The sequence below is a fragment of the Sphaerochaeta sp. genome (assembly GCF_050256055.1).
Lineage (GTDB): Bacteria > Spirochaetota > Spirochaetia > Sphaerochaetales > Sphaerochaetaceae > Sphaerochaeta.
This window is the reverse complement of the sequence record NZ_JBFWIJ010000015.1, coordinates 41,155-62,828: the sequence shown is the minus strand read 5'-3', so window position 1 is coordinate 62,828 and position 21,674 is coordinate 41,155. Positions and strand designations below refer to the sequence as shown.

Below are 21,674 nucleotides of genomic sequence, written 5' to 3'. Positions count from 1 at the left end.
GTATGATCAGTGTAACCCAGCAACATGGTGTACTCGCCCTGTATTACGATCAGTTGAAAATCCTCGAGCATTCGCCGAGCAGGTGCTGTATTGAGCTGGTCCAGGGTGCGGAAACGGTTGACATGTATCGCGGCAACTATTTCATCACCGATGCGCTCCAATCCTCCCTTCCTTTGGAATCCTGCCAATTTCGCGAGAGCCTGCAGGAAGGCAAGGGTGTGTGTACGTTGACCTTTTTTTCCGGAGAAATAGGCATCAGCTGTGAATTCCGTGAACATAAAGACAGGCTTCAGGTGAGTTTTTCTCCCCTGCCGAAACTGTACAACCGATTGGTGCTCCGTTTGTTCGCTCTCCCCGACGAACATATCTGGGGGTGCGGCGAACAATTTTCCTATTTTGATCTTCGCGGGAAAAACTTTCCTCTCTGGACCCAGGAACAAGGCGTAGGGCGGAACAAGGCGACGGCAATCACCCAAACAGCTGATGCGCTTGACCGGGCAGGGGGAGACTATCATACCACTTTCTATCCACAACCGACCTATGTTTCCAGTAGAAGTTATTTCCTGCATGCCGATACGGGTGGCTATGCAGATTTTGATTTTTCCCATGCCGAATATCATCGATTGACGTTCTGGGAGGTTCCTGCGAGCCTCACTATTTCTCATAAGAAGTCCCTGCTGGAAGTGGTCAGTGACATTTCCCTGCTGTTGGGAAGGCAAGCCGTGCTGCCTTCCTGGGTGTATGACGGCATCATCCTGGGGATGCAGGGAGGGACCGGCATCTGTCTGGAAAAGCTCGGGCGCATGCGCGCTTGCAAGGTTCCGGTGAATGGGCTCTGGATCCAGGATTGGCAGGGGGAGAAATACACCAGCTTCGGGAAACGCCTTCGGTGGAACTGGCAATGGGACCAAAACCTGTATCCCGATCTGGACCGACAGATCGTACGTCTCGCACAAGAAGGCGTACGAACCCTGGGATACATCAATCCCTATGTACTCAAGGATCATCCGCTTTATGAAGAGGCAAAGCGTCTCGACCTTTTGGGCAAGCGGGAGGATGGTTCGATCTATTTTGTTGATTTTGGAGAATTCGACGCTGCCGTAGTCGATTTCACCAATCCTGATGCGGTGAGCTGGTACAAGGAAGTGATCAAACGCGAATTGCTCGATTTCGGGCTGTCGGGTTGGATGGCCGATTTTGGTGAATATCTGCCCACCGATATCCACTTGTTCAACCATCGTTCAGCCATGTTGGAGCACAATCGCTGGCCCGGCTATTGGGCAAAGGTGAACAAACAAGCCATCCAGGAGCAAGGGAAGGAGGGTCAAATCCTTTTCTTCATGCGCGCCGGAAGTAGCGAGAGTCTCCGGTCCTGCCCCATGATGTGGGCCGGCGACCAGAATGTCGATTGGTCCGAGGATGACGGGCTTCCTTCCGCTCTGACCGGAGCGTTGTCGCTTGCCATGAGTGGCATGGGATTGCATCACAGCGACATCGGTGGCTATACGACCCTGTATGGGATGAAACGGTCCAAGCAACTCTTGATCCGCTGGACCGAATTCGCTGCATTCACCCCCTTGATGCGAACCCATGAAGGGAATCGGCCTCTGGACAATTGGCAGTTTGATTCCGACCAGCAGACCATCGACTCCATCAGGACGATGACCGAAATCCATGTCAGGCTCAAGGAGTATCTGATACATGCCGTGAAGGAGAACGCAGAACACGGGTGGCCGGTGATGCGTCCCGTCTTCCTGCATTATCCGCAAAGTCCGTTCTTCACTTGCAAGGATATATACCTGCTTGGACGGGACCTTTTGGTTGCACCGGTGCTTGTCGAGGATGCCACCTCCCGCTCTGTCAATCTTCCTGATGACCGATGGATCCACCTGTTCCGTGGTACCCGATACACGGGGGGAACGTATACGATCCAGGCCCCGTTATTGGAGCCTGCGGTTTTCTATCGCGAATCCAGTGAATTCAGCGCGTTGTTTGCTTCCTTCAATAGAGGAACGGAAGCGCTTCTTTGAGCGTTGCTTTCGGTACGAACAGCTCGATGATCGTGACCGTCTCATGCTTTACCACAAAGAGCACACGCCTCAGGGTGGTGGATGCAAAGGTGTAAAGTTTGCTTGGTTTCGAGGTGTTTTTTGTCATATTGGGTTCTGCCTTGTATGCAGCCCGGTCGGCGCTGCTGGCTTGAAACGCTTCGAATTGCCATTGGGAAACATCATAGGAACGTTCCAACTGCTTTTCCAGGGGATCGGGAAGCTTGGGGAAGAAATCGAGGCCGGTTACCTCCTCGACATGATCCACACTGGTGGCGAAGCTTTTCAGATCCTTTTTGGAGCCTTCGTTGGGAAGCAGGAAACCGATGGCCTTGCGTTCCGGTTCTTGGTAATCGAGTATGACTTTGTAATATTCCTTCGGGACGGCCACCTTGCTCTTGCCGATGGTCTTGTAGGGACCGTCGGTCAGTACCGGCCCGGTTACGACGTATACGCCTCCCTCAGTATCCGCAAAGTTGCGTACCGTCGCTTCCAGTTCACTCCAGATGCCACGGTTGAACGAACCTTCCTGCGGACTCATGTTACTTAGGAAGAAGGATCCGCTCATTGCTTCCTCCGACCAACTGAGGTCGGCGGCTGGAATGAGGTGGCCGCGGTCGTATCCGCTGCCCTTGTAGTCTTCCAGATTCGCCGAACCGGTGGGAATGGACGGATCGCTTCTGAAGTCGTCTCCCCGCTCATAGCTGCCGTACAGTTCATCCCTGCTCAGATAATACGCCACCCATCGTGCTTGCTCGAATTGTTCGTCGTACAGCAGGGTATATCCTGGATGGGTGACCAACATATCGGTGTTCTCATGTGCGGGCAACTCCAAATCGGGGATCCCTGCACTCGTTTCTTGCACGTAGGTTGTCTCACTGGGAGCGAATATCAGGGTGAGCACCCAGAGGGCGAGAAGCACCAAGAGGAGAATAAGCAATCGCTTGCCCCGTTTCTTCGCTTTTCCCACCCGTTTGAACAGTCTATCGGTCAGCTTGCGTTTTGCCATTTCTTCCTCCCTACGTACGGAACCAACGACCATCGGGTAAGGTTACGGACGAACCCAAGTTATGGTGCCTTCCTTTGGCTTGCGTGGGGGCGGATATGTCCCGTCGGGATACCCGACGGCCAAGGTACCGGTCACCCGATACCCTTTGGGGACGCCGAATCGCTCCAATGTGGTGTCGAGCGCATGATTGTTGTTGATCCTGTTGCACCACACCGAACCCAACCCCAAGGCGTGGCATGCCTGCATCATATTGGTCATCGCACATGCCGTATCCTCCTTTTCATACGGGTTGTCCAGTTCAATGGAGACCAGAATCAGGGTGGGGGCGTGGTAGAAGAAAGCATTGCCTGCACCGGCGACAAGCTCATCAAGCTGTATGAGTTTGCTTGGGTCCTGGAGCACGGTGAAATGCCATGGTTCCAGATTTCTTCCATTCGGGGCAAGGATGGCAGCTTGGAGAATCAGGTGCAGGTCCTCGTCCTTGACTTGTTCAGTTTTGAATTTTCTCACGCTTCTCCTGGAGAGAAGGCTTTGTATGATGGTGTTCATGATGTACCTCCGTTGTGTATGGTACCTCTTCCCAGAATCCCTTCCAATGGGGTATCGTAATGCGGACATGAAATACCTCAATCAGTTGGCACTTATTTTTGGAATCTGTCTGGTCGGTGATGTGATCAGCAGATACCTTCCCTTCACGCTCCCGGGGAGTGTTATCAGCATGCTGCTGATCCTCCTTTTGCTTTCCACCTCCCTGCTTACCGAACGGCAGTTGGGGGAGAGTGCGGATTTCCTGCTGCGTAATATGACCTTTTTCTTCATACCGCCCGGGGTGGGCATCCTGCGTTACGCCCTGTTGATCCAAAGCATCTGGTGGCAGTTGATCCTGGTCAATCTGATCAGTCTGGTTGTCTGCTTCGGGGTGAGCAGCTGGACCGTGGTTCTGGTCCAGCGTCTGCAGAAAGCCCTGCTGGGGAGGTCCCATGGCTGATTTTACCAGTAATCCGTTGTTCGGCATCACCCTTTCGATTATTGCATTCCAGATCGGCATGTGGATAAACCAAAAACTGAAGACCCCGCTCGCCAACCCCCTGATCATCGCCATGTTGTTGGTGGTGGGAGTATTGACGCTCTTCGGCATCGATCTTGATTCCTATGAGAAGGGATCTTCGTTCATCTACATGTTTCTCGCTCCGGTGACCGCAGTTCTTGCCCTTACCGTATACCGACAGCGAAAGGTGCTGCTGTCTGCGTTTTTCCCGGTCGTACTGGGAACCTTTGCAGGATCATTGGCGGCGTTGTCCTCAGTCTTGGCAAGCAGCCGTCTGCTTGGCTTGGATGCAACGATGATCGCCAGCTTGTTGTCCAAATCGGTCACCACCCCGATTGCCATTGCCTTGACCGAGCAGTTCGGAGGATATCCGGCGCTTACCATCGCCTCGACGGTCATCACCGGTCTGGCAGGGAATCTGTTGGCTCCGGCTCTCGCCCAAGTGTTCAGGATTAAGGACCCGGTGGCCCACGGAGTGGGTATCGGCTCCTGCAGCCATGCCTTGGGAACGAGCAAGGCGTTGGAGATCGGGGAAGTCCAAGGGGCGATGAGCAGTATTTCCATCAGCTTGTCAGCGTTCTGGACGGTTCTGCTTGCTCCGCTTTTCGTATAACCCCATCAATTTGTTCATCGGTACGAATCCTTCGCCGAGTGCCTGATAGGTTTCATGGACGAACATGAAGGCTTTCGGGTCCTCTTCATGGACGATCTGGGTCAAATGGTTGATCTGTTGGTTGTGCACCACCGCCATCAATATTGGCCGCTGGCGGCCGGTGAAAATACCCACGCCGGTAATCAACGTCCCCCCGTGATGGAGCTCGGTGATGATGCGCTTGCCGATTACCTCATGCTTTTCACTGACGATATAGGCGGTCTTGGCATATTTGGTGCCGAGATTCATCACCATGTAATTGACCATCTGCCCCGACAGGTACAAGGTGATGACGGCGAACAAAGCCCGTTCAAAGCCGAAAACCACCGCACCCAGCACGATGACGGTTGCATCGCAGAGAAACAGGGCCGTTCCCATGGCAAGGGGGGTGAATCGGGCAAGTATCTGGGCAAGGATGTCCGTTCCCCCGGTGTTCGCCCCTGAGCGCATGACAATACCGATGCCGCTGCCCAGCAATACGCCTCCGAAGATGGCGGAAAGCAGGGTGTCCATCCGGTCGACGTAAGGGAGAAATCCTTGGTAATGGGTCAATTGTCCGAACAGACTTACCCAGAAGCTGAGCAACAGGGTTCCAGCCAGACTCTTGAACCCGTAGGTACCGCCGAAGATGGACATCCCGATCAGAAACAGCGGGAAGCTGATCAGCAGCATCACCAGACCGGTATCCCAACCGGTCAGGTGATAGGTGATGGTTGCGATGCCGTTCACCCCTCCACTTGCAATTTTGGCCGGTGTGATGAAGGCGGCGATGGCAAACCCGGCAAGGGCGGTACCCCCGAAAAGATAGAGCGCCTCACGGGTGAGGCGCTTGAACTTAGGTTCGTGCATATTCTCTCCGAATGCACACAGTATTCATCAGTGCACGTACTTGCGCAAGGTCTCTCGCACGGCATGTCTGCCTGCGATCAACTCGGCAAAATATGCCTTGACCAGATCGGCCATGCCGATGCTCTCCAGATTGACCCCGAAAATGGTCTCATCGGCAAGCAGTCCATCCAATGCATCAAACGGTCCTTTGTCCCCGATGGCGATTCCCTGTACATATGCCTGGGATTCGGCGAGGCGTGGGTCAGAGCTTGGGGTGAAACTGTTCAGTTCATCATCAAGGCCCATCAGGTAGCGCAACCACCCGGCGAATACCAGGGGAATGAGCTTCAGGTTCTTAACATCGAGATTGGGATCCGCCAGATATGCCTTGATCGTCTCGCCGAATCGAATGGCCAGCTTCTGGCTGGTGTCGGTGGCGATGCGCTGCGGTGTGTCCGGCATGAACGGGTTGGGGAAGCGTTTGTTCAACACTTCATCAATGAACGCTCGGGGGTCGAGAATCTTCGGGTCGACAACCACGGGCATCCCCTCCACATTTCCGATGACATGGACGAGTTGTTTCAGTTCGGGATCCTGCATCTCATCGCTGATCAACGTATGCCCAAGCAGGCAACCGTAGATGGCCAGAGCAGTGTGCAGGGGATTCAGGCAAGTGGTGACCTTCATTCGCTCGACCTTGTTGACGGTGTCGCGATCGGTGAAGTATACGCCGGCTTGCTCGAGTTTCGGTCTGCCGTTGGAAAACAGGTCCTCGATGACCAGATATTGTGATTCCTCGGCATTGACAAAGGCTGCGGTATAGGTGTTCTTGTCGGTGATGATCAGTTCGGTATCAGCAAACCCATCGGCTTTGAGCATCGCTTCCACCTTGGCATCAGGCCGCGGGGTGATCTTGTCGATCATGGACCAGGGGAAGGTAACCTTTTCGTTCAGATAGGCGCAAAAACCGGTTTTGACCAGATTGTGCTTTTCCCATTCCGTGGCGATGGTGATGACCGCATCATACAGTTTCTGACCGTTGTGCGAGCAGTTGTCCATACTTACCAGGGACAACGGCATGGCGCCCGCCAAATACCGCTCATAGACCAGAGCGGTGAGCTTGGAAAGGAACATGGTCGGCTTGGCCGGACCTTGTGAAAGATCCTGTTCGATGGCAGGATAGAAGGCTCCGTTTCCTCCGCGCAGCGAATACCCTTTCTCGGTGATGGTGAAACTGACCATCTGGAGCGAAGGATTTTTGAATGTCTGCTTGAAGAATTCCCATTCATCGGCGAACTGGGGGTCGCATTTGTAAGCGCCTGCCACTGACGCGATGACTTCCTTGTTGATGCTGCCGTCGCTCTTGAGTGTGACCATCAAGGTAAGGTTGTCATGCTTCTGATAGACCTTGTCGATGATTTGATAATCAAAACCTTCTCCGACGATGATCCCGCTTTTCTCAATGCCTTGGTTGAGCAGTTTCTGCTGCAAGGCGGCGGGGAATACCCGGAAAATATTGCCTGCACCGAAGTGCACCCAACTCGGATGCTCCTTGGTGTGCTTGATCATGGCACTGCGGTCATAGGAGGGGAGGGTGTACCCTTTTTCTTCCCATGCCTGTTTGGATTTCAGTCCTTCATTGCTGAGGTTCATCTCAATACTCCTATAGATTGACGATGCGAGCTTGCAGTCCAGTTTGTACGGACTCCTGCTTGAAATATCCGGGATAGCGTTGGAACATGGATTCGGTTTCCTGAAGCAGTTTGGAGAGATGCTTGTCTTCCAGTCGGAGGATGCTGTCCATCTGCTTGTACCTAAGCGCCTCCACCATCTCCTTGTGTTGGTCGATGATGTTTGCAAGTACGTTCTTCTCGTAGAAGGAGAGAAGCCGGATCCGATGATGATTCCCGCCCTGGGCCTTGATGATCTTCCAGATTCTGGTCATCCCGATGCCTTCGAAGATGATTGAATGAAACAGGTCGTCCGCTTCCAAAAAGGAGACAAAATCGTTCTGTTTCATGCTTTCTGCCTGTTCGCTGATGGTACGTTCCATCCGCTCGTAGTGTTCTTCCCTGGCTTGGTAGATGAATTTCTTGACGGCACTTTCCTCCAGGCTTTTTCTGAGGAATCGCTCCTCCTCGACCTGTCTGAGATTGATCAAGGAGACGCGGGTTCCTTTTTGGGGGAAAATATCGACAAGATTGTCACTGCTGAGGCGCATCAAGGCATCTCGTACAGGGCTCCGACTGACCTGCAACTGCGAAGAAAGCAGTTGCAGGTTCATTTCCTCTCCCGGTTTGAACCGAAGCGAAAGGATCTCGGCTCTGAGTGTCTGATAAATCTCCTCTGAAGCGGTGACACGGACAATAGTGGCCATCTTACTTCCTTTGATCGTTCTTCTGGATCGCTTCATACAGTCCAAGGATGTAGGAAGCTCCGAGAGCGCGGTCATACAGACCATATCCAGGCATCGCCACCTCACCCCAGATCATGCGTCCATGGTCGGGACGGGCGGGGCCTTCGAAGCCGATGTCATAGAGAGCCTTGACGATCTCATAAAGGTCGAAGGAACCATCGCTGGAAAGATGGGCAGCTTCCTCGAACACTCCGCTCTCGAAATGATGCAGGTTGCGGATGTGGGCGAAATGGATGCGGCCGGGAAGAGCGCGGATGATGCCGGGAAGGTCGTTCTTCGGGTTGGTCCCGAATGAACCAGCGCAGAAGGTAAGGCCATTGAACGGTGCATCGACGGCCTTCATGACCTTCAGGATCTTTTCCTTGCTGGTGATGATGCGGGGAAGATTGAATACAGGCCAAGCTGGGTCATCAGGGTGGATGGCCATCTTGATGCCCCATTGCTCACAGGTCGGCTGGATGGCCTTGAGGAAGTAAATCAGGTTGTCGAACAGCTTTTCTTCGCTGACATCCTTGTAGGCATCGAACAGTTCCTTCACCTTCGCCAAACGCTCGGGTTCCCATCCGGGCATCTCAAAGCCCTGGGAGCTGGAATTGGTCCGGTCGAAAAAGGTCTGCGGATCGATGGTGTCGACCACCTTCTGGTCGTATGCCAACACGGTCGAACCGTCACTGCGCATCTTTGCAAGGTCGGTCCTGGTCCAGTCGAAGACCGGCATGAAGTTATAACAAACGGTGGTGATTCCTTCCTTGCCGAGGTTCTCCAAGGATTCGATGTAATTCGCGATGTATTGGTCGCGGTCGGCGTTTCCGATTTTGATTGCATCATGGATGTTGACGCTCTCGATGCCCAGGACCTTCAATCCTGCTGCCTCAACCTCTGCTTTCAGATCCTTGATCCGCTGTTGCGGCCAAACCTGGCCTGCGGGGATATCATACAAAGTGGTGATGACGCCTTCCACACCGGGAATCTGTTTGATCTGCTGAAGGGTTACGGTGTCGTACTTGGAACCGAACCAACGAAGGGACATATGCATCATGACTGGTGCCTCCATAGCTGTTTTGTACTAATACTCTAGCATACTAATATATTAGAAGCAAGAGGGGCATACCCATGCTTTGCACGATGTTTTTACTTATTTGTTCAACGACGGTCGCCCATGATGAGCATGGAAGCGGGGCGGTCAAGCAAGAGTGCACATTCTTTCTTCGTCCGTAACGCCGCACATGGGGCATAGACTGAGATCTGATCGTACATGCACATGGCCACAGCCCTGGCTTTCCGTTGGTCGGGAACCGAGCAAATGAGGCTCTTTGCTTTGAGTATCTGGCGAACCGACATCGTGATGGCTTCGCGTGGCACTTCCTCAAGGGTGGGGAACCATCCTTCGCTTACCTGTTGGCGTCGGCTCCTCTCTTCCAGTTCCACGATGATATACGGGTCGTTGGTCTCGAAATTTGCAGGGGGGTCGTTGAAGCCGATGTGCCCGTTCTCCCCGATTCCCAGGAAGGCAACGTCGATTTCCTTTTCCTTGATCAAGGTGTTCAGGCGTGAAAGCTCCGCATCAAGATCCTCTGCATCACCGATAATCTGGTGGAATGCGCCGAGTTTCTCAACTTTCTGGACGAATCGGTTGTTCAGATAATAGCGAAAACTCGAGGGGTGGGTGTCGGGAATGCCCACATATTCGTTGAGCCCGAATGCCTCAACCTTGCTCCAGTCGAGATCCGCTTTTCCCAGATGGGCATACAGGGAGAACTGGCTCAACCCGGTTGCAACCACAATGTTGGCGGAACCTTTCTTCTCTATCGCTTCCTTGATGAGCGTAATGCCAAGTTTTGCGGCTTGCAGTCCCATATCATGTTTATCTTCGCAAATGGTTATACGCATGGTTGTTTCGCACCTCTTTTTTATTGGTAGTGTATCCGATGAGCCTCTTTGTTTATAGGGGGCTAGAGAAATGCTTGTTCAGAGCTGGGGTGGGAGGCATTCCAGGTCCTGGTCGCCATCAAGAGTTGGCTGCCCATCGGTTGTGCCCCGTATGGCATGAATAGCCGTTGCAGACCCAGATAGTCACCTGCGAGTGTGATGATGATCCTCGGGTAATGCGAACGGGCCATGTGTCTGCAGAATGAATCGAACAACAGACGGAAAAGCCCCATGCCCCGATATTCATTGTTCACCCCGAAGTAGGGTACCTCTACCAGGGATTCGGAAAGCGGCAAATAGGCAAGGAATGCGGCAAGGGTCCCATCCTGCGTTCGTGCAAGATGAAAATGCTGCAATTCTTCGGTTTCCAAGCGCCTGGAAAGCAACATCGCCGCCACCTTGCTTTCCTCGGTACCTTGTTCGAGCTGGGTGAACAGGAAGTCCATCAGGTCCTGGATTTCCTTGGTCGCCTTTCCTTCATAGGTTTCGAAGGTGAAATCCTCAAGCAGGATGTCCTCGGTCAGGTCTTCGTGTTCCAAGGGAAGTTGCTCCAACTCGATCACCCCTTCCTGTTCACGATACCAACGGATTACCTCCCGCTTGAGTTGTTCGTCCTTGAAGGAAAACCACTTGCGTTCAAGCACCGGGTTTTCTGCAATGGTATCCTTGAATTTGCGGAAGACGCCTTTCCCGCTCTGCAGGGCATCGAGCAACCGCTGTCGGTACAGCGGGTTGCGCACACGGTTTGCAAATAATTCCATTAGACGGAAGCCATCGGAGGGTTGCCAATCGGGAAGGGGGAGAAACCGCTGGTCATGTTCATCTTGGCTGATTCCCTCCTTTTCCAAAAATTCCAGTTCGTCCTCTCGGACGACCAAGGCTTCTGCCAGGTCGAGAAAATAGAAGTTGGCCTGATCCTCCATGGAAAAGATGATGGAGCCGAGAAGGTCTTCTGATAACACGGGAAGCCGAGAGGGGGTGTTCATTGATTCCATGCCCCTATGATAGCCTTCATCAATGCATTTGGCTAGAGGAAGTGGAATGCAAGGAAACTTCGACGGGGAAACAAGTTTCAAGGCAACGAACCCCCTTCTCGGTTTACCGCCCCGTTCTCTTGGTTGCCTTGACATAAGCGGTAAAAGATACGAATATATCTGTTGTTGTTTAATACCAGAAATTAGGAGTGTATTCATGAGCATTATTGAATTTATCGAAGCCAGGGAAATCCTTGACTCACGTGGGAATCCCACCGTTGAAGTAGATGTCATTCTTGAGGATGGTTCCATGGGCCGTGCAGCGGTTCCCTCCGGTGCATCCACAGGTGTCCATGAAGCAGTCGAACTGCGGGATGGGGACAAGAGCCGCTATCTGGGCAAAGGTGTGTTGAAGGCTGTAGACAACGTCAACAACATCATCGCTCCTGAGCTTGAGGGCATGGATGCTTTGGATCAGGTCGCCATCGACCGTGCCATGATCGCCCTTGACGGTACTGCAAACAAAGCTAAACTTGGTGCGAATGCCATTTTGGGTGTTTCCATGGCTGTGGCTCGCGCAGCAGCCGATTATCTTGGACTGCCCCTGTACAAGTACCTGGGTGCATATCATGCATGTGTTCTCCCCGTTCCGATGGCCAACATCCTCAACGGCGGTGCACACAGCGACAACAAGGTAGACTTCCAGGAATTCATGGTCATGCCGATCGGAGCTCCTTCCTTCCGCGAAGGTTTGCGCTGGACCGCTGAGGTATTCCACAGTCTCAAGGCTGTCCTCAAGGGTCGCAAGTACAATACTTCCGTAGGTGATGAGGGTGGTTTCGCTCCCGACCTGCAGTCCAACGAAGAGGCTCTTGAGGTCATCATGGAAGCCATCAAGAAGGCTGGTTATACCACCGGACGTGATGGGGACTTCATGATTGCGCTCGATCCCGCTTCCTCTGAGCTCTATGACGAGAAAACCAAGACCTATACCCTCAAGTGGACCACTGGTGAGAAGCTTACCAGCGCTCAGATGGTCGATCTGTGGGAAGACTGGGCGAACCGCTATCCGATCATCTCCCTCGAGGACGGCATGGCTGAGGACGATTGGGAAGGCTGGAAGATGCTTACCGATCGCATCGGCGATCGCGTTCAGCTCGTAGGCGACGACCTGTTTGTCACCAACGTAGAGAGACTGAAGATGGGTCTGGAGAAGGGTGTTGCCAACTCCATCCTGATCAAGGTGAACCAGATCGGTACCCTTACCGAGACCTTCGAAGCCATTGATCTGGCAAAGCGCAACGGCTATACCGCCGTCGTCTCCCACCGCTCCGGCGAGACCGAGGACAACTTCATTGCCGACCTCGTGGTCGCACTGGAGACCGGCGAGATCAAGACCGGCAGCATGAGCCGCTCCGATCGTCTTGCAAAGTACAACCAGCTGCTTCGCATCGAGGACTACCTCGGCGATACGGCCAAGTATGCAGGACGTGACGCATTCCGCGTACTGTAAATTTAGGTACAGCATTCTTTCGGGGCCATCGCAAAAGCGATGGCCCTTTTTCAGTATGACGGGTATGTCATCATTCTTGGGTGAAAGTCCCAAGGGACGTAATTGCCGACGAACACGATAGCGACTTGCAAGTTTCACATCGCGAGGTGCCGGAGAGAAATCGGGGAGAAGACTCGGCTTTGGCTGGAAAGCCGATACTGTTCAATTCTTGTGGGTGCGGTGTGGTAGTACGAGTGATACCAAGGCGATGCTGCACATCAGTTGCACCAAATCGAAGACGGTTCCCACCGGCCGTGTGGTCTGCCAGATCGGCAGGCTTGGGAGCGAGGATCCTTGGTAGTTGCATACCACCGCCACGAAGAGGTTGTTTGCTGCGTGGATGGCCAATGCCGGTTCGAATCCACCCTGTTCCAAACAGAGCAAGGTGACCGACAAGCCGAAGAGCGCATAATAGGCGAGTACAAGGAAGCGGCTGTGTGCCTGCTGTACTTCATGGTTGGAAAGATGCGGAACGGTGAACAGGAATGCGATGAAGAGACTGGTCAGCACCGTGGGTAAAAGACCGCGCTGCAGTCTTGTCCTCAGCAGGACCCTGCTGGGGAGGATGCGGAAGGTGATTTCCTCGCACGTAGTCTGCAAGGGGGTGAACATCAGGATGAGGACGAATAGGAAGACTTTGCTGAGCAACGGATCCGCCGTCTTCGTGTAGTAGTATGGCTGTGTAGTCAGGCCGTAGAGGAGAAAGACTGTCGCCATTCCCGTATAGGCCAGAAATGATCGGGTGAAACGGGAGAAGTTGAATGCATGCTCATCGGTTACCCAGACGATGAAGGGTTGCTTCACCAGAGCATATCTGGCGAGCACAATGCCCAGGGCCATGGCAAGAAAGGGCGCATTGGCAGTCAGGTAGGGAAGATGGAATGGCTGCAGCAATATTGTGAAAGTCGGTCCGAGCGAAAGCCACAAGGTGAGGGCCAAGACTACCGAAAGGGAGCTTGCCAGCGGCGATGCTGCATAGGGTTCCTGAATTTTGCGCTCTTTTTCCATGACGTACGCTCATCGTACACACAATCATGGTATACTGCAATCCATGGGAAGAAACAAACAAACCTACGTACAGCAAGCCTTCGATGAAGGGTGGATCTGTGTATTTCCCACCGAGGTGGCATCCAGATCCCATCTGCTTGACTACGCCCTGCAGAGTGAACAGGGTGCGATCCTCTCCTCCCGAGCCATCTCCTTTGATACCTTCCGTTCGTTTTTTTTGGTGCATCATGCTTCATTGCAACCGGCGAATACTTTGATCCGTCAGCTCTTCATTCAGCAGATTCTCGATCAAAATGTACCTCTGCAATATTTTCTCAGGGATGATTACCCCGAATCGAGGACCAGACTTGCCGGTTCTTTACCCGGCATGTTGCCTGCGCTCAAGGATGCAATACAAGCTCCCGTACTCTCGGTGCTTCCACCGGACTTGCAGCGGGATGTATTGGTGTTGTACCAGCTGTACACCCAGTTTCTCGAGGAACATCAACTTTTCGAACCACGCTTCGAGCAAATCAGGGAACCGGATGATTGGGATGCAACTAAACGGTATTGCATCCTCTTCTCCGACACGATTGCCGAGGCCCGGACGCTGTACGATCAGCTGGGCAAGCCCTCCTATCTGGAGCTTCGGCCGACTCCCTCGGTACAGCGGATTCCGGACATGGAGGTATTCTCCAATCATATCCAGGAGATCAGGACCTGCCTGAGGAGAGTCCGCTCGCTTCTGATGCACCAGGTTCCGGCCCATTCAATCATCATCGGTTGTGCAGCGCCCGATCAGTTGCTCCCGGTTCTGGAGGAGGAAGCCCGCCTGTATGATGTTCCCTTGGTGGTCAGGGAAGGAAAATCTGCACTGGCTTATTCAAGTGGAAGGTTCCTCTCCCTGCTTCAGGAAGTCTATGTACAGCAATTCAGCCTGGAAAGCCTCAAATCGCTGCTGCTTGACCCGAGCATTCCGTATTTGGATCGGGATTTCCATCTTCGTTTCATCCGCAAAGCGGTGGACCGCTCGATCCTCCAGGGTTCCTTGCAGCAAGCCGACCAATTCACCGATCGACTTGCAGACCCTGCTTTGGTGGATTGGTACCGTCGTTTCAAGCTGAGCATCCTCGATATCATCGCTTCAACGCAGGTGGATGAACTCAGGCGAAAGCTGAACCATTTCCAGGATACCTATTTCATTTCCACCCAATGGGTGGGAGTCCAAGGCGAGGATGTCTATGCATTCTGTCTCGATTCCTTGGACCAGATCGAAAAAGCCCTGCAGCAGGTCGACCGGCGTTCCTACCCCCAACTGTATTCCTTCTGGCTTTCCTATCTGAAGACCAGAAGCTATGTTCCGCAGCAAAAGGTCGAAGGAATCTCTGTATACGGTTGGCCGCAGGCCTCCGTATTGAAAACCGAGCACCTGTTTGTATTGGGGTTGGACCAGGAAAGCAGCAGCTGTGTATCCAAACCCCTGTCTTTCCTTCCTTCGTATCTCCAAGGGGAGGTACGCAAGGAAATTGATACCACCAACGCACAGTTTTGCGCCGTCTTTCTCCAAAGTGATGATTTGCACCTTTCCTGCCATTTGGGCCGTTACGAAGCCGAGTTGCTTCCCCCTGCATTCTTCCTTGAGCAGGAGGCGCTGATTGAGCAAAGCGAAAGTCCCAATCTCCATGAGGATCCCTACCTCGCCGAATTATCACTGTATCGGGGAAACCCGATCGGATCCGTACGACGTACGGAATGTCAGAAGCAATGGTTCGAGCAGGCACGGAGCACCTCCCTTTCGATGCGCAACGATGATTACGCCCGTTATCCCATGGCTTGTTCGCCGAAGGAACGGCTTCAGCATGCGCACGGACAAGCCATGCTGATCGATCTGAGTGCAACCGGTCTCGATTGGTTCAGCAGGTGTCCGTATGCCTATCTGTGTCGGTATGTGCTGGGGGTGAGCAGACAGGATTACGATGTGCAGTTGGTAGACCACCGGCAGATCGGGACACTGCTACACCGTGTCTACCAACGGTTTTTCAGCAGCCTTGATGCCTTCGATCCGATGCAACTGCAAGCCTACCGTAAGCAGTTGCACCAGATCTTCACCGAGACCTTGGAAGAGCTGTACGGCAAACAGGGACCGAGACATTCGATCCATATCTGGATCGTTTCCGAATTCTCCGAATTGATCACCCGTATTCTGGAAGAGGAATCGCGATTGTTCCCGTTCGCCCGTTCCATTGGGTTCGAAAAGCAGTTGGAAATGGAGTTTGGGCCCCTGTTCCTTCAGGGAAGAATCGATCGGATCATCGCCCTCGAAGGTTCGCAGCAAGCATTGTATGCGATCATCGACTATAAGAAGAGCGAGGTACCGTTCAAGAAGGTGAAGACAGGCATCAAATCGTATCAGCTGCCGCTGTATCGGCTTTTGGTGGATTCCGTGCTCCAAAAACGGGTTGCGAACGGTTCGTATTACAGCATTAAGGATGCTCGATATTACAGCCTCTGGGATGGTGATGCATCCGAGGAAGCTCTCGTATGCGACCAAGCTCTCGAAGAACAGCTATCCCGCTTTATCGAGGCGGTGGAGACCGGATCCCTGATGGCGACTCCTTCCAAGGAACATTGTGCTGGATGTGAGTACCGTTCGCTTTGCCGAAGGAGATATGCAACCCTATGATCGGATTCGATGAGGTACTTTCCCGTACCGGGACCCAATTGGACGAGAACCAACGTAAGGCGGTCTTTGCCGACACCAACTGTGTCGTCAGAGCCGGTGCAGGCTCCGGCAAGACCACCGTGCTTAGTTATCGGTTCCTTCGGCTGGTCTTGGAAGGCAAGGCACGCTTCGACCAAATCCTGACGCTGACTTTCACCCGCAAAGCAGCAAGAGAAATGCACCAAAGGATTCACCGCCAGCTTCTGCTGTGTAAGGATGATCCCGACATTGCAGCGCAGTTAGCCTCTTTCAGCGAAGCTTCGATCGCCACACTGGACAGCTTCTGCGCAACCATTGTACGGACCAACTGTCTTGCCTATGGGATTGCCCCGGATTTCGTCATTGATGACGAGCAGACGTTGCAGAATATCCGCCTTTGTGCACACGATCTGCTTGATGCGGACCCGATGAGCGAGGGTGCCAGAATCCTGTCCACACTGTATGCTCCCGAAATCCTGGTCGACGAGGTGCTGGTCGATCTGGCCAATCATGCATATCCCTTGGGACATGCCGTACCTGTCGATGCTTCGCTTCGAATCCGAGATGCGGTGAGAGCGCAATATGAAAACTTGCTGCAGCAATTTCTCTCACTTCTGGGCGAGTATGCAGCTTTCACCGAACCCACCAAAGGGGTGCAGGGAGCGAAAGAGGATGCCGTCCTGCTGCTGAAATCCCTTGAAGCGTGCAGAAGCGATGCCCAGTATCTGGAGGTGTTGGGATCCTCGCTTGCATACCGCCGAAGACCCGGGGCGGGGAAGGGACAGGAGCACCAGTATCTCAAAGAGACCCTGGACACTTACTATTCACTTCGCCGATCACTTTCCATCGCCTTGTCGGTCCTCACCGGATTGCATCAGCTTGAAGCGGTGCTGTCCTTTGTTTCCTCCTTCATTGCGGCGGTGCACAATCAGAAGCGTTCTTGTGCAATCCTGACCTTTGCAGACGTTGCCTCTCTTGCAGTCCAGATGCTTTCCACTGATACGACCTTGCGTTCTTTTTTCAAGGCAAAGTACCGCTATATCATGATCGATGAGTTTCAGGACAACAATGCACTGCAGAAAAACCTGTTGTATCTGCTTGCCGAGCGGCGGGACCGAAACCAGGAAGGCATCCCGCAACCCGGTGACTTGGAGCGGGACAAGCTCTTTTTCGTCGGGGATGAGAAACAGTCCATCTATCGGTTCCGTGGTTCTGATGTACGGGTATTCAAGCAACTGGGAAACGAGCTGTCCAAGATCGGCGGTGAATGCTTGGAATTGGAGACCAATTACCGTAGTGAACCGGATTTGATCCGTTGGTACAACGCCTTGTTCCCCACAGTCATGCAGAACAATGGACAATCCTATGAGGCGGATTTTCGTACCTTGGGGCATCGTCAGGCGAAGGAAGGGGTGCAAAGCAGTTGCACACTCTTGATCAAACCGTTTCAAACCAACCGGGAGGAAGGAGAGGGAGAAGAAGCAAGAGACGTCGATGCCGAGGCATATGCAGTGGCATCATTGATCCAAAAGATGCTGTCCACAGACGATTATCTCATCCCGTCAAAGAGCGGTCCGAGACGTCCGCTGAGTAGCGACATTGCCCTGTTGCTTCGGTCCACCAGCAATCAGCTGAGTTTTGAAAAGGCCTTTCGCAGCTTCGATATCCCCTACACGGTGCAGACCGCCCGTTCGCTGATGCTCGAAGCTCCGGCGAACGATCTGTATGCGATGCTGCAACTGGCTCTCTATCCTGATGACAAGCATGCCTATGCAACGGTGTTGCGCTCCCCGTTCTGCAATCTTAGTGATCGAATTCTTGCCGAGGTGCTTGATTGCGCTTTGTTCACCGCCCCGTCTTCGCTTTCAGCTGAGGATTCGCAACGTTTGGCGACCTGTAAGGCGTTCTATACCTCCTTTGTTGCCCAAGTCGGGTCGGCTTCGCTCAGCAGTCTGGTTGATAGGATGTGGTACGACAGTGGGTATTATCTTTCTTTGGTCGCCCATCCCAGATACCAAGTCTACACCGAACATTATACGTTCCTCCATCGGCTGGCCGAGATGCAGCAACAGATGGGAAAGAGTGTCAGCCAATTCCTTGATTTTCTGCGGGAGAATCTTGCGCAGAATGAGAAGATTGAGGATCTGACGGTCATCAAGGAACAGGAACAAGGGGTACAAGTCATGTCGATCCACAAGTCGAAGGGGCTTGAGTTTCCCATCGTTGTGGTTGCCAATACCGGGTCGAAAGGAAGGTCCGGTTCCTCCAATCTTTCGGAATGTGATGGTATCATCACCCCACACTACCTTGATGCAACCTTCTTTGTTTCCGAAACAAAACAGGAAAAAGCCCGCCATGCCGGTCAGTTGTTTGAGCAGGATCAGGAGGCATCGATGGATCGGGCGGAGCTGAAGCGGCTGTTGTACGTCGCGCTCACGCGAGCCGAAACCCATTTGGTGGTAAGCGGATGTTTTGGGAGAGCAAACCGGAGTCTGGATGGGGAAGGTCAGGCCCAAACCCTGTTGTTGATGCTGACCAATGCGTTGGAAATCGATCCCCAGGAACCTGTATTGGGACGAGGGTTTCCCCGGCTTCAGATCATCGAGGGCATAAGCGAGCAGATGCTGTACGGTTCAGCCGAGCAACTTAGGCTGAATATCGAAGAACAGAGTTGGTATGAAGCCGAGTGTCTCGACTATGATCTGAGGCCGATCAGGTATGCGGTTACCGCTTTGCATCCGCTCGAGGAACAAGGCCTGGCACCCAACCTCAGATTATACCAAAGCGATGAAATCCTCAGTCGATACGCCGATGCCCAAACCGCCGGCTTCGGGACATTCGTCCATTCCTTGTGTGAAGAACAGGTGCTGGGAAAAGAAATACCCGATCCTTCGGCATTCCTGCCCGAAGCACTTGCATCCGTCCTGACCAAGCAGGAATTGACGGTTCTTGTCCGTGATGCCATGCTGTTATGTAGGCAACTGATTGACAGCGCTTGGTATAAAAAGGAAATCCTGCCGTATACGAAGGCGTGCGAAGTAGCGTTCCTGAGTGCCGTCGAGCAGGAAGGCAGGAAGGTGGTGGCCGAAGGCTCCATCGATGTATTGGTGGATCGGGGCGATCATCTTTTCGTGATAGATTTCAAGACCGACCGAAGAAAAGAACCGGAGATGCACCGTTTCCAAGTGCAAACCTATATGGACGCAATGTTTAAAATCCATCGCCGCAAGGTGCTCGGATGTGTCCTTTATCTTCGGGATCCGGAACATCCTGTGGTCTGGGAGCAAGGAGAATACCTATGATACGGATACCGTTCGAACAGATGCAGCAAGTGTTTGTCCAAGTTTTGACCAAACGCGGGATGAGCGACTCTGATGCCCAGCTGTGCAGCTACCTGATCGCCGAGACTTCCTTGGAAGGAGTCTATACCCATGGCGCAAACCGCTTTCCCGCCTTGGTCAGAAATATTGACGAGGGCTACGTGGATGTACATACGCATGCCGAGATGGTGTATCGGTTTGGGGCAATAGAACGGTGGGATGGAAAACGCGGAGTGGGCAATCTCAATGCCTATGCTTGCATGCAGCGATCCATCGCACTCTCCAAGGAACACGGCATCGGCTGTGTGGCGCTTGCCAACACCACCCACTGGATGCGACCGGGTACCTACGGTCTGCTTGCAGCAGAACAGGATTGCATCGGAATCCTGTGGACGAACACCCTGCCGTTGATGAGTGCCTGGGGTGGGGTGGATGCAAAACTGGGAAACAACCCGCTGGTGCTTGCGGTCCCGGCACAAGAAGGGCCTGTTTTGGTGGATGCGGCGATGAGTTTGTTCAGCTATGGGAAATTGGAAACCTATGCCCGTGAACAGAAACCGCTTCCGGTTCCTGGCGGGTATGACAGTGAAGGGCGGTTGACCACTGATGCCCAGTCTATTCTGGAAACCAAGCGTCCCCTTCCCATCGGATTCTGGAAAGGAACCAGCCTTGCGCTCGCCTTGGATTTGATCGCGGCAACTCTTTCCGGTGGACGGACCACCCGCTCCATCGGCACCTTGGGCAAGGAAGGGGAGGTAAGCCAGGTCTTCCTGGCTTTTGACCTCTCTCATTTCCCTGACCGGGATCGATTGGAACAAGAGATAGCGGCGAGCTTGGCGGACTTGAGGCAATCGGTGCTCGCCGATCCTTCGATACCGGTGCGTTTTCCCGGTGAACGGCGAAAAGAGATCCGAAAAGAGAATCTTGCGCGGGGAATCGAGGTGGATCCAAACGTCTGGAATGAAATTCTCAATCTTCTCTAGCGATAGGCGAACAGCGGGGGGAAGATGAGTACTACGATGAGAAACCACACCCCATAGACCAGGAAAAACCGTGCCATCAGGGAATCGGTCGGTTTGTTTCTGCTCAGTTGGAATGCAAGGAAGGCCAGATTCAGGGCAAGCAGCAGGTTTTCTCCGAGCACTGCGGCTCGGTTGGGGCTGAAACCATAAGCGAAGAGCCGTGTCCCGAGTGCAAAGAGCGCAAAGAGATCGACCAATAATGCCAGGATCGAGGAGATGGCAAGGATGATAGGGAAGCGGGGTGTTTGGCTTGCTTGTGCATAAAAGATCATCAGGACGACGAGGACGAGCAGTCCATCGACGGTGAACAGAAGATTGCGGTTCTCTCCCATCGTTGAGGATCCTAACAGAGCAGAAACGAGGAAAGCAAGCATCAAGAGATCAAGTGGGACCAAGAAGAGACGGGAGAGTAGTCTGGTGAATGCTTTGGTATGCGGTACCACAGTCCGTTTCAAGGCAAGCGCCGTCAAGGGCAGAAGCGGGAGTATTCCGGTAAGCACAAAGGTCGCCAGACGTTTATTGATCGAAAGGCCGATGGATTCGAACAGCAAGGTTGCAACCAGTTGGAGTGTTCCGACTGCACAGGCAAGCAGGAATGCGAGCAAAGCTGTTTCCCCGACTTCCTGGAGGTGCAGAAGCAACTGTTTCTCCCGGGAAGATTCGTGTTGCAAAAAGGCGGAGAGCAGGATACAGAGGAAGGGAAGATGCAGTACCGTCAACGTCCCTGTCTGCTTCCCCTGCTTGAATTGCAGGTTCACCACCAATGCCAGAATAACCAAGGTGAGGATGAAACGGATCACTGATTTGCTCGGTTTTCCTTCATGATAGATGGATAGCATCGGAAAAATCAGGAAGCTCGCCTCAAGTGCGTAGTATACGGCAGTGCTATCAGTGAAGGGGTACCCGAACAATTGCGGGAGTTGGGAGAGTCCGAGCTGCAGGAGAAGCAGAAATGCGAGCAACCGACCTTTTTCCTGAAGCTTCACCGTTGGTTTTCCCAAAGTGAATGAGCAGCCCATGCGGGACAGGGAGACCAATACAGCCTCCTGGGGGGGAAGCAGACTCTCAAGTGATGTCTTGATTGCTTGTTGTTGTGCCAGTTTCGATTCCCTGGCTTGATCATCCAAGCCGGATTCAGTCAGATGCGCTTCCCATTGGTTCTGCAAATCTTCCATACAGACCTCCGAT

General features: G+C 53.2%; 17 protein-coding genes. 7 read left to right on the top strand and 10 right to left on the bottom strand.

Going from position 1 to position 21,674, the window contains the following annotated elements:
• Window positions 1-2: 2 nt before the first annotated feature.
• Window positions 3-2,030: an alpha-glucosidase gene (locus AB7C91_RS07685; protein ID WP_428590339.1), complete on the top strand. Its 2,028-nt coding sequence runs from the start codon at window positions 3-5 to the stop codon at window positions 2,028-2,030.
• Here AB7C91_RS07685 and AB7C91_RS07680 read toward each other — a convergent pair.
• Window positions 2,002-3,057 carry a DNA/RNA non-specific endonuclease gene (locus AB7C91_RS07680; RefSeq protein WP_332448106.1) on the bottom strand — a complete coding sequence of 352 codons (1,056 nt, stop codon included), beginning with the start codon at window positions 3,055-3,057 and terminating at the stop codon, window positions 2,002-2,004. The two genes, AB7C91_RS07685 and AB7C91_RS07680, sit on opposite strands and share 29 nt — an antisense overlap.
• 42 nt (window positions 3,058-3,099) lie before the next feature.
• Window positions 3,100-3,606 carry a nitroreductase family protein gene (locus AB7C91_RS07675; protein WP_332448107.1) on the bottom strand — a complete coding sequence of 169 codons (507 nt, stop codon included), beginning with the start codon at window positions 3,604-3,606 and terminating at the stop codon, window positions 3,100-3,102.
• 67 nt (window positions 3,607-3,673) lie between these two features.
• Between AB7C91_RS07675 and AB7C91_RS07670 the strand changes: the two genes are divergently transcribed.
• Both AB7C91_RS07670 and AB7C91_RS07665 read left to right on the top strand, forming a co-directional pair.
• On the top strand, window positions 3,674-4,045 hold the full coding sequence (locus AB7C91_RS07670; RefSeq protein WP_332448108.1) for a CidA/LrgA family protein: 372 nt from the start codon (window positions 3,674-3,676) through the stop codon (window positions 4,043-4,045).
• A complete protein-coding gene (locus tag AB7C91_RS07665) occupies window positions 4,038-4,718 on the top strand; it encodes an LrgB family protein (protein ID WP_428590334.1) in 681 nt (226 codons plus the stop codon). The genes AB7C91_RS07670 and AB7C91_RS07665 overlap by 8 nt, the downstream gene beginning before the upstream one ends.
• On the opposite strand, the gene AB7C91_RS07660 is transcribed toward AB7C91_RS07665, so the two are convergent.
• The 6 genes from AB7C91_RS07660 to AB7C91_RS07635 all read right to left on the bottom strand — a co-directional run bounded on the left by AB7C91_RS07660 (window position 4,677) and on the right by AB7C91_RS07635 (window position 10,925).
• Window positions 4,677-5,606: a YitT family protein gene (locus tag AB7C91_RS07660; protein WP_332448110.1), complete on the bottom strand. Its 930-nt coding sequence runs from the start codon at window positions 5,604-5,606 to the stop codon at window positions 4,677-4,679. The genes AB7C91_RS07665 and AB7C91_RS07660 overlap by 42 nt on opposite strands.
• A 27-nt stretch (window positions 5,607-5,633) precedes the next feature.
• Window positions 5,634-7,238 (bottom strand): mannitol dehydrogenase family protein, encoded by a 1,605-nt coding sequence (locus tag AB7C91_RS07655; RefSeq protein WP_332448111.1) that lies wholly within the window; start codon window positions 7,236-7,238, stop codon window positions 5,634-5,636.
• Between the two features lie 10 nt (window positions 7,239-7,248).
• A complete protein-coding gene (locus tag AB7C91_RS07650) occupies window positions 7,249-7,962 on the bottom strand; it encodes a GntR family transcriptional regulator (protein WP_332448112.1) in 714 nt (237 codons plus the stop codon).
• A gap of 1 nt (window position 7,963) precedes the next feature.
• On the bottom strand, window positions 7,964-9,037 hold the full coding sequence (gene uxuA / locus AB7C91_RS07645; protein ID WP_332448228.1) for a mannonate dehydratase: 1,074 nt from the start codon (window positions 9,035-9,037) through the stop codon (window positions 7,964-7,966).
• A 107-nt stretch (window positions 9,038-9,144) separates the two neighbouring features.
• Window positions 9,145-9,891, bottom strand: coding sequence for a glucosamine-6-phosphate deaminase (locus tag AB7C91_RS07640; RefSeq protein ID WP_332448113.1), 747 nt, complete (start codon window positions 9,889-9,891; stop codon window positions 9,145-9,147).
• 62 nt (window positions 9,892-9,953) lie between these two features.
• Complete coding sequence (locus AB7C91_RS07635; protein ID WP_428590329.1) at window positions 9,954-10,925, bottom strand: UPF0158 family protein; 972 nt, start codon at window positions 10,923-10,925, stop codon at window positions 9,954-9,956.
• A 196-nt stretch (window positions 10,926-11,121) separates the two neighbouring features.
• Here AB7C91_RS07635 and eno point away from each other — a divergent pair, with 196 nt between their 5' ends.
• On the top strand, window positions 11,122-12,417 hold the full coding sequence (gene eno / locus AB7C91_RS07630; protein ID WP_332448115.1) for a phosphopyruvate hydratase: 1,296 nt from the start codon (window positions 11,122-11,124) through the stop codon (window positions 12,415-12,417).
• 201 nt (window positions 12,418-12,618) lie between these two features.
• On the opposite strand, the gene AB7C91_RS07625 is transcribed toward eno, so the two are convergent.
• Window positions 12,619-13,464 (bottom strand): CPBP family glutamic-type intramembrane protease, encoded by an 846-nt coding sequence (locus AB7C91_RS07625; RefSeq protein ID WP_428590324.1) that lies wholly within the window; start codon window positions 13,462-13,464, stop codon window positions 12,619-12,621.
• Window positions 13,465-13,507: 43 nt separating this feature from the next.
• Here AB7C91_RS07625 and AB7C91_RS07620 point away from each other — a divergent pair, with 43 nt between their 5' ends.
• The 3 genes from AB7C91_RS07620 to yiaK are packed head-to-tail and all read left to right on the top strand — an operon-like array spanning window position 13,508 to window position 20,447.
• Entirely contained in the window at window positions 13,508-16,126 is a 2,619-nt protein-coding gene (locus tag AB7C91_RS07620) for a PD-(D/E)XK nuclease family protein (protein WP_428590321.1), read from the top strand.
• Window positions 16,123-19,446, top strand: coding sequence for a UvrD-helicase domain-containing protein (locus tag AB7C91_RS07615; protein ID WP_428590318.1), 3,324 nt, complete (start codon window positions 16,123-16,125; stop codon window positions 19,444-19,446). Before AB7C91_RS07620 ends, AB7C91_RS07615 begins: the two co-directional genes overlap by 4 nt.
• Entirely contained in the window at window positions 19,443-20,447 is a 1,005-nt protein-coding gene (gene yiaK, locus AB7C91_RS07610) for a 3-dehydro-L-gulonate 2-dehydrogenase (protein ID WP_428590315.1), read from the top strand. The genes AB7C91_RS07615 and yiaK overlap by 4 nt, the downstream gene beginning before the upstream one ends.
• Here the strand turns inward: yiaK and AB7C91_RS07605 are convergent.
• A complete protein-coding gene (locus AB7C91_RS07605; protein WP_428590313.1) occupies window positions 20,444-21,661 on the bottom strand; it encodes a hypothetical protein in 1,218 nt (405 codons plus the stop codon). The genes yiaK and AB7C91_RS07605 overlap by 4 nt on opposite strands.
• Between the last annotated feature and the right edge of the window lie 13 nt (window positions 21,662-21,674).

Excerpts from the sequence above, each read along its gene's own strand:
- AB7C91_RS07685 (WP_428590339.1), top strand. The coding sequence starts at position 3 with ATGATCAGTGTAACCCAGCAACATGGTGTACTCGCCCTGTATTACGAT.
- AB7C91_RS07680 (WP_332448106.1), bottom strand. The coding sequence starts at position 3,057 with ATGGCAAAACGCAAGCTGACCGATAGACTGTTCAAACGGGTGGGAAAA.
- AB7C91_RS07675 (WP_332448107.1), bottom strand. The coding sequence starts at position 3,606 with ATGAACACCATCATACAAAGCCTTCTCTCCAGGAGAAGCGTGAGAAAA.
- AB7C91_RS07670 (WP_332448108.1), top strand. The coding sequence starts at position 3,674 with ATGAAATACCTCAATCAGTTGGCACTTATTTTTGGAATCTGTCTGGTC.
- AB7C91_RS07665 (WP_428590334.1), top strand. The coding sequence starts at position 4,038 with ATGGCTGATTTTACCAGTAATCCGTTGTTCGGCATCACCCTTTCGATT.
- AB7C91_RS07660 (WP_332448110.1), bottom strand. The coding sequence starts at position 5,606 with ATGCACGAACCTAAGTTCAAGCGCCTCACCCGTGAGGCGCTCTATCTT.
- AB7C91_RS07655 (WP_332448111.1), bottom strand. The coding sequence starts at position 7,238 with ATGAACCTCAGCAATGAAGGACTGAAATCCAAACAGGCATGGGAAGAA.
- AB7C91_RS07650 (WP_332448112.1), bottom strand. The coding sequence starts at position 7,962 with ATGGCCACTATTGTCCGTGTCACCGCTTCAGAGGAGATTTATCAGACA.
- uxuA (WP_332448228.1), bottom strand. The coding sequence starts at position 9,037 with ATGCATATGTCCCTTCGTTGGTTCGGTTCCAAGTACGACACCGTAACC.
- AB7C91_RS07640 (WP_332448113.1), bottom strand. The coding sequence starts at position 9,891 with ATGCGTATAACCATTTGCGAAGATAAACATGATATGGGACTGCAAGCC.
- AB7C91_RS07635 (WP_428590329.1), bottom strand. The coding sequence starts at position 10,925 with ATGGAATCAATGAACACCCCCTCTCGGCTTCCCGTGTTATCAGAAGAC.
- eno (WP_332448115.1), top strand. The coding sequence starts at position 11,122 with ATGAGCATTATTGAATTTATCGAAGCCAGGGAAATCCTTGACTCACGT.
- AB7C91_RS07625 (WP_428590324.1), bottom strand. The coding sequence starts at position 13,464 with ATGGAAAAAGAGCGCAAAATTCAGGAACCCTATGCAGCATCGCCGCTG.
- AB7C91_RS07620 (WP_428590321.1), top strand. The coding sequence starts at position 13,508 with ATGGGAAGAAACAAACAAACCTACGTACAGCAAGCCTTCGATGAAGGG.
- AB7C91_RS07615 (WP_428590318.1), top strand. The coding sequence starts at position 16,123 with ATGATCGGATTCGATGAGGTACTTTCCCGTACCGGGACCCAATTGGAC.
- yiaK (WP_428590315.1), top strand. The coding sequence starts at position 19,443 with ATGATACGGATACCGTTCGAACAGATGCAGCAAGTGTTTGTCCAAGTT.
- AB7C91_RS07605 (WP_428590313.1), bottom strand. The coding sequence starts at position 21,661 with ATGGAAGATTTGCAGAACCAATGGGAAGCGCATCTGACTGAATCCGGC.